The organism is Leucobacter sp. M11, assembly GCF_035726885.1.
GTDB lineage: Bacteria > Actinomycetota > Actinomycetes > Actinomycetales > Microbacteriaceae > JAPFRB01.
The window spans coordinates 55,767-61,748 of record NZ_JAPFRB010000006.1 but is presented as its reverse complement, the minus strand read 5'-3'; the positions used below and the strand labels follow the sequence as shown (position 1 = coordinate 61,748).

The 5,982-nt window shown below is 71.5% G+C and carries 8 protein-coding genes; 4 read left to right on the top strand and 4 right to left on the bottom strand.

What is annotated here, in order from left to right; all coding sequences use genetic code 11:
• Window positions 1-479: GNAT family N-acetyltransferase (locus OOT08_RS17345; RefSeq protein WP_325094105.1), on the bottom strand; the 479-nt coding region annotated here is incomplete at its 3' end.
• Between the two features lie 418 nt (window positions 480-897).
• Here OOT08_RS17345 and OOT08_RS17340 point away from each other — a divergent pair.
• A complete protein-coding gene (locus OOT08_RS17340; RefSeq protein ID WP_325094103.1) occupies window positions 898-2,580 on the top strand; it encodes an ABC-F family ATP-binding cassette domain-containing protein in 1,683 nt (560 codons plus the stop codon).
• Here OOT08_RS17340 and map read toward each other — a convergent pair whose 3' ends face one another.
• A complete protein-coding gene (gene map, locus OOT08_RS17335; protein WP_325094102.1) occupies window positions 2,581-3,357 on the bottom strand; it encodes a type I methionyl aminopeptidase in 777 nt (258 codons plus the stop codon).
• Window positions 3,358-3,427: 70 nt separating this feature from the next.
• Between map and OOT08_RS17330 the strand changes: the two genes are divergently transcribed.
• Both OOT08_RS17330 and OOT08_RS17325 read left to right on the top strand, forming a co-directional pair.
• Window positions 3,428-3,712 carry a helix-turn-helix transcriptional regulator gene (locus OOT08_RS17330; protein ID WP_325094101.1) on the top strand — a complete coding sequence of 95 codons (285 nt, stop codon included), beginning with the start codon at window positions 3,428-3,430 and terminating at the stop codon, window positions 3,710-3,712.
• Between the two features lie 99 nt (window positions 3,713-3,811).
• Window positions 3,812-4,138: a thioredoxin family protein gene (locus OOT08_RS17325; protein WP_325094100.1), complete on the top strand. Its 327-nt coding sequence runs from the start codon at window positions 3,812-3,814 to the stop codon at window positions 4,136-4,138.
• Here OOT08_RS17325 and OOT08_RS17320 read toward each other — a convergent pair.
• Complete coding sequence (locus tag OOT08_RS17320) at window positions 4,135-5,070, bottom strand: NAD(P)/FAD-dependent oxidoreductase (protein WP_325094099.1); 936 nt, start codon at window positions 5,068-5,070, stop codon at window positions 4,135-4,137. The genes OOT08_RS17325 and OOT08_RS17320 overlap by 4 nt on opposite strands.
• Window positions 5,071-5,189: 119 nt before the next feature.
• Here OOT08_RS17320 and OOT08_RS17315 point away from each other — a divergent pair, with 119 nt between their 5' ends.
• The gene (locus tag OOT08_RS17315; protein WP_325094098.1) at window positions 5,190-5,837 is read left to right on the top strand and encodes a helix-turn-helix domain-containing protein; all 648 of its coding nucleotides are present in this window, start codon (window positions 5,190-5,192) and stop codon (window positions 5,835-5,837) included.
• Here OOT08_RS17315 and OOT08_RS19245 read toward each other — a convergent pair.
• The coding region (locus OOT08_RS19245; RefSeq protein WP_442916280.1) for a hypothetical protein at window positions 5,767-5,982 on the bottom strand (216 nt) is incomplete at its 5' end. The two genes, OOT08_RS17315 and OOT08_RS19245, sit on opposite strands and share 71 nt — an antisense overlap.

Below are 5,982 nucleotides of genomic sequence, written 5' to 3'. Positions count from 1 at the left end.
TCGCCGATGCGGAAGGTTTCCGTGGCCCGATACCCGCAGGATTCGTAAAAGCGAACGAGGTCGCCGGAGCCGCCCGCGTAGCAGTCCACCCGGAGGAGGGACAGACCGCGTTCCCGGGCCCGCTCCGCGGCGAAGTCGAGCAACCGCCGCCCGGTTCCTTTTGCCCGGGGATCGCGGGAACCGATCAGGGTGCGAACGTAGAGTTCGGGCTCGCGCGCCGCCGGCACATACTCGACCGCGTCGCCGAGCACGAGCGCGCCCGAGACGCCCAGCTCGGGGTGCCAGGCGACCCAGGTATCGGCCCCGGCGCACCACTCGGCGGCCCGAGCCTCCCAACGCGGCTGCCCCGTGGCGGGCTCGGTCCCCCACTGCCCGGTGTTGCCGATGCGGACAAACCACTCGATCGCCGCATCGAAGAGGGCAAGGACGCCGGGGGCATCCTCGGGGACGGCCGGGCGGAGCGTGGGGAGTGCGGTCATCCCCCGAGCCTGCCCCATGCGCGCCGCCGCGGCCCGCCGCGACACCCCGAAGCGCGGATTGACCCCGCGACGCAGGGAACGACCGGACCTGCTCGCGGATCCGGGCCGACCTGGGTACACTGATTCCCGTGTATCGCCTGTCGTTCAACTAACGGGCCTGCGTCTCATCCGCGCAGGGTTCCCCAATGAGGGTGTCGTCGTCGACCCCTCCTGACCCCCGTTAGATTCGCACGAGCTTCCGCTCGTGGCACGACGCTCAGGAGCACCCGTGCACCGTGACACGTCTCGCCCTCCCGGGACAGCCGCCCAGCCGCGCGCCCGCGACCCCACTCGTCGCCCCGCCCCGGCTCCGCGCTGCCAGCGCCCGGAGCGACCCCCGCACCTCAACGGTCCACGCGGACCGGAAAGCAGAACACGCATGTCCCATCTCGAACTCACGGGCGTTTCCTACACACTCCCCGACGGCAGACCCTTACTCGCCGAGGTCGGCTTCCGGGTCGGCAACGGCCAGAAGCTGGCCCTGATCGGCGCGAACGGCGCCGGAAAAACAACCCTCCTCCGCATCGCCTCCGGCGACCTCGCTCCGGACGAGGGCACCGTCTCCCGCAGCGGATCCCTCGGCGTGATGCGCCAGTTCTTCGGCGAGGGCACGGTGCACGATCTGCTCCTCTCCTTCGCCGCGGAGCCCATCCGCCGCGCCGCCGAGCGCGTCAGCCACGCGGAAACCACGATGCTGCTCAACGAGGACCCCGAGGTGGAGGAGCGCGTGCAGATGGCCTATGCCACCGCGATCTCCGACTGGGGTGACGCGGGCGGCTACGACGCCGAGGTCCTGTGGGACACCTGCACGATCGCGGCGCTCGGCGTGCCCTATGACCGCTGCCGGGACCGGGAGGTCCGGACCCTCTCCGGCGGGGAACAGAAGCGGCTCGCGTTGGAGGCCCTGCTGCGCGGCTCGGATGAGGTGCTCATCCTTGACGAACCCGATAACTACCTCGACGTGCCCGGCAAGCGCTGGCTCGAGGACCGGCTCCGCGAAACCGAGAAGAGCGTCCTGTTCATCAGCCACGACCGAGAACTCCTCGCCCGGAGCGCCACCGCGATCGTGACCCTGGAGCTCGGGGCCGCCGGGAACACCGCCTGGACGCACCCCGGCTCCTTTGCCGGGTATCAGGAGGCCCGGACGCTGCGCTTCGCCCGCCTGGAGGAGCTGCGCAAGCGCTGGGACGAGGAGCGCGTGAAGCTCAAGGATCTCGTGCAGATGTATAAGCAAAAGGCGGCGTACAACTCGGACATGACCTCCCGCTACCGCGCGGCGCAGACGCGACTGGCGCGCTTCGAAGCCGCGGGGCCGCCAGAGGAGCAGCCCCGGGAGCAGGAGCTGGCGATGCGCCTGCAGGGCGGGCGGACCGGGAAGAAGGCGGTGATCTGCCGCGATCTCGAACTCGTTGGCCTCATGGACCCGTTCTCCCTGGAGGTCTGGTACGGGGACCGGGTGGCCATCCTGGGCTCAAACGGCTCCGGCAAGTCTCACCTGCTCCGGCTGCTCGCCGCCGGGGGCACCGACCCGGAGCCCGAGAACCGTCCGGGCACCGGGATCCCCATCGAGCCCGTGCTCCACGAGGGCGTCGCCCGCCTCGGCGCGCGGGTTCGCCCCGGCTGGTTCGCGCAGACGCAGGGGCGGCCCGACCTCGTCGGCCGCACCCTGCTGGAGGTACTGCACCGGGGCGACGAGCACCGGGGCGGGCTGCCCCGGGAGCAGGCGGCGCGCGCGCTGGCCCGCTACGAGCTCGCCCCGGCCGCCGAGCAGCACTTCGAGGCGCTCTCGGGCGGGCAGCAGGCCCGCTTCCAGATCCTGCTGCTCGAACTCGGCGGCGCGACCCTGCTCCTCCTGGATGAGCCAACCGACAACCTGGACCTGGTCTCCGCGGAGGCGCTGCAGCGCGCGCTCGCTGCCTTCGATGGCACGGTGCTCGCGGTCACGCACGACCGCTGGTTCGTGCGCGACTTTGATCGCTTCCTCGTCTTCGGGCAGGACGGGCGCGTCACCGAGTCCGATACGCCCGTCTGGGACGAGGGCCGGGTGATCCGGCAGCGCTGACTATCCGAGCCGCGGGCCGGTGAGAATCTCCGGCCCGCGCTCGGTGATTGCGACCGAGTGCTCGCTGTGCGCGGCGCGGCCCCCGGTGGCGCTGCGCAGGGTCCAGCCGTCCGCGTCGGTCACGAGCTCGGCGGTGCCCCGCATCGCCCACGGCTCGATCGCGAGCACGAGGCCGGGCCGGAGCCGGAAACCGCGATCGGGTCGGCCGATGTTCGCCACGTGCGGGTCCTGGTGCATCGTGCTGCCCACCCCGTGGCCACCGAACTCGGTGTTCACCTCGTAGCCCGCGTCGGTGAGCACGCGGCCGATCGCGAAGGAGATATCCCCGATCCGGGCCCCGGGTGAGGCGGCGGCAATCCCCGCGGCGAGCGCGGTCTCGGTCGCCTCGATGAGGCGCAGATCCTCCGGGTCTGCTCGCTCGCCGACGATGAAGCTGATCGCGGCGTCGGCCACCTTGCCCCGAACCGACACGGCGAAGTCGAGGGTCAGCAGGTCGCCGTCGCGGAGCCGGTAGTCGTGGGGCAATCCGTGTAGCACTGCGTCGTTCACGGCGGTGCAAATGACGTGGCCGAAGGGGCCGCGCCCGAACGAGGGCGCGTAGTCCACGTAGCAGGACACGGCCCCGGCCTGGGCGATGAGTTCCGCCGCCCAACGGTCGATGTCGAGCAGGTTGGTGCCGACGCGGGTCCGGGCGCGCAACTCGGCCAGGGTGTCGGCCACGAAGCGACCGGCTTCGCGGGCGCGGTCAAGTTCGGCGGGGGTCAGGATTTCAATCATGGGGGGCTTTCCGGGTCGCGGGCGAATGCCAATTACTATACCGGTAGAGAAATCCCGCTACACTGTGTTCATGGTCAGACTCCCCCTCTCCCCCCAGGAAATCGGCCGCGGTCGCCGTCTCGGCGATCTGCTCCGCGCGGCCCGGGGATCCCGGACGATGCTCGAGGTCGCCCTCGACGCGGGGATCTCCCCGGAGACGCTACGCAAGATCGAAACCGGCCGCCTCCCCACCCCGTCGTTCTCGACGGTCGCCCTGCTGGCCGCGACCCTCGGGCTGTCCCTGGATACGGTATGGCGGGCAATCCAGGTGGGCCACGATGCGGGTGACCCTGCCCTGGAGTCGCGGGCGAGCTGACTCGGGCGTGCCAGACCGGCACGCTTTGTTGTCGTTTCCCTGACGGGAGCGGAGCCTGGAACGGGCATCCGCCCCCACACCTCAGAGAAATGAGAACCCATGACCCCCGATGTCACTGCCGCCGAGCTCCAGACCCGCCTGCGGGAAGACGGCACCGTCCTGATCCAGTTCTGGGCCGAGTGGTGCGCCCCCTGCCGGGCAATGATCCCGGTCGTGGATGCCTTTGCGGCCGAGCAGGAGGGCCAGATCAGTGTCGTGCGGGTCGACCTGGACCAGGAGCCCGGGGTCGCCGCCGACTACCGAGTCATCGCGGTGCCCGCCTTCGCGGTCGCGACGAGCGCGGGCGTCGTCGACTCCTGGACGGGCGCGATGCCGCCGCGCGCATTCGCGGCGCGAGTGGCACAGGCCTTCGGCCGGGCCGCCTAGGCGAAGCAGGGCTCCTCCCCGCGCACCGCCGCGGCGACGTCCGCGGCGAGCAGCCAGCCGGTGATCGCGATCGCCGCGGAGGAGCCCTGCGCGGCCGCGTTAATCACCTGCGCCCGCGGGTCGCTCACGTTGCCCGCGGCCCAGACGCCGGGCACGCTCGTGCTCCCGCCCGCGTCCACGGCGACGAAGCCCCGCTCGTCCAGCGCAAGCCCGAGGTCGTGCACCCCGTCGAGCCGGGGCCGCGGGAACGGGGCGACGAACACGGCCCCGGCGTCGTAGGCGCGGTCGGCGGCCGCGATGCGGACCTCTCCTCCCGCCACCGCGTGCACGCGGGAGACGGGCCCCGGGGTGACCGTGACCCCGATGGCGGTCAATTCGGCGTGCTCAGCCTCGCTCAGCTCGATGCCGTTGGGGAAGAAACGGACGCGGTCGCTGAACCGGCGCATCAGCTGGGCCTGGTGCAGGCTCATCTCCCGCCAGGTGCCGCCGATCACCGCGAGCGAGCGCCCCCGGAGCTCCGCGCCGTGGCAGTGCGGGCAGTGGTGGACCTGCTCGCCCCACAGTTCCTCGAGTCCGGGCACGGGAGGGAGCTCGTCGCGCAGGCCGGTCGCGAGCACGAGGGCTCGGCTGAGCGCGCGGCTCACGTCGTCCAGCTCCGTGGCGAACGTGCCGTCCGGGGTGCGCTCGGTGCGCACGACGCTGGCCGCGAGGATCTTGCCGCCGAAGCGGACCACCTCGGCCCGCCCCTCCGCCAGGTAGTCGCTCGGGGAGAAGCCGTCGCGGGACAGCACCCCGTGCATCTCCTCGGCTGGCGTGTTTCGCGGGCTCCGGTTCTCGATGACGAGGACGCGCACCCCGGTCCTCGCGAGCACCAGCCCGGCGCTCAGCCCCGCGGCGCCGCCGCCGTGAATTGCCACATCCCACTCGGTCATTCTTGCCTCCTGTTGTTTGTGGCTTCCAGGGTCAACCAGGAACGTTCCCGCACGCGAAGATTGATGCCAAAACAGCACGAGTGATTGCCATGCTGTCCGGCGTCCCGGAGACTAGAGCCATGAACGAGCGCGTGATTATCGATGCCGCCCTCGCCCAGGTTCCCGGGCGGCTCCGTCGGGCCCGCGAGAAACGCAGCGTCACCCTCGCGGAGCTGTCCCGGCGCACGGGGATCTCCGCGAGCACCCTGTCGCGGCTGGAGTCGGGGCAGCGCAAGGCCACGCTGGAACTGCTGCTCCCGATCGCGGTGAAGCTGGACGTGCCGCTCAGCGAGTTGGTGCAGGCGCCCACGGTGCAGGACCCGCGGGTGCAGCTGCCCGAGATCCGCGACCGCGGTCGCGTGGTGCTGCCGCTCACGCGCCAGGAGCTGGAGCCGCGGGCCTATAAGCTCACGATCCCCAAAACCGAGAACCTGCCGCACCTGCGCAGCCATGCCGGCTACGAGTGGCTCTACGTGCTCTCCGGCCGAATGCGAGTGCTCCTCGGGCCGCACGACCTCGTGCTCGGCCCCGGCGAGGTAGCCGAGTTTGCCTGCGAGGTCCCGCACTGGTTCGGCTCAACCGGCCAGGGGCCGGTCGAAGCGCTGAGCCTGTTCGGCTCCGAGGGCGAGATGATGCACGTGCGCGCACACACCCGGATCAGCCCGCCTCCGCTGACCCCAGCGCTGCCCACCGAGCCACGCTGCGGGCAAGGGTCGCCGCAAGGGTAACCCCGGGGTGCGCGGCGAGCGCGAGGGCGCCCGCGTGCCCGGACAGGGGCTCGCAGAGGATCGCTCTTCCCGCGGGGATTGGCCGCCAGCCGACCGTGAGCTGCTCCGGCTCGGGCATGCTCGGGAGTCCGAAGGCGGCCCGAAC

What these genes read in the sequence shown, in the direction of transcription:
- OOT08_RS17340 (WP_325094103.1), top strand. Translation starts at nt 898, where the DNA reads ATGTCCCATCTCGAACTCACGGGCGTTTCCTACACACTCCCCGACGGC.
- map (WP_325094102.1), bottom strand. Translation starts at nt 3,357, where the DNA reads ATGATTGAAATCCTGACCCCCGCCGAACTTGACCGCGCCCGCGAAGCC.
- OOT08_RS17330 (WP_325094101.1), top strand. Translation starts at nt 3,428, where the DNA reads ATGGTCAGACTCCCCCTCTCCCCCCAGGAAATCGGCCGCGGTCGCCGT.
- OOT08_RS17325 (WP_325094100.1), top strand. Translation starts at nt 3,812, where the DNA reads ATGACCCCCGATGTCACTGCCGCCGAGCTCCAGACCCGCCTGCGGGAA.
- OOT08_RS17320 (WP_325094099.1), bottom strand. Translation starts at nt 5,070, where the DNA reads ATGACCGAGTGGGATGTGGCAATTCACGGCGGCGGCGCCGCGGGGCTG.
- OOT08_RS17315 (WP_325094098.1), top strand. Translation starts at nt 5,190, where the DNA reads ATGAACGAGCGCGTGATTATCGATGCCGCCCTCGCCCAGGTTCCCGGG.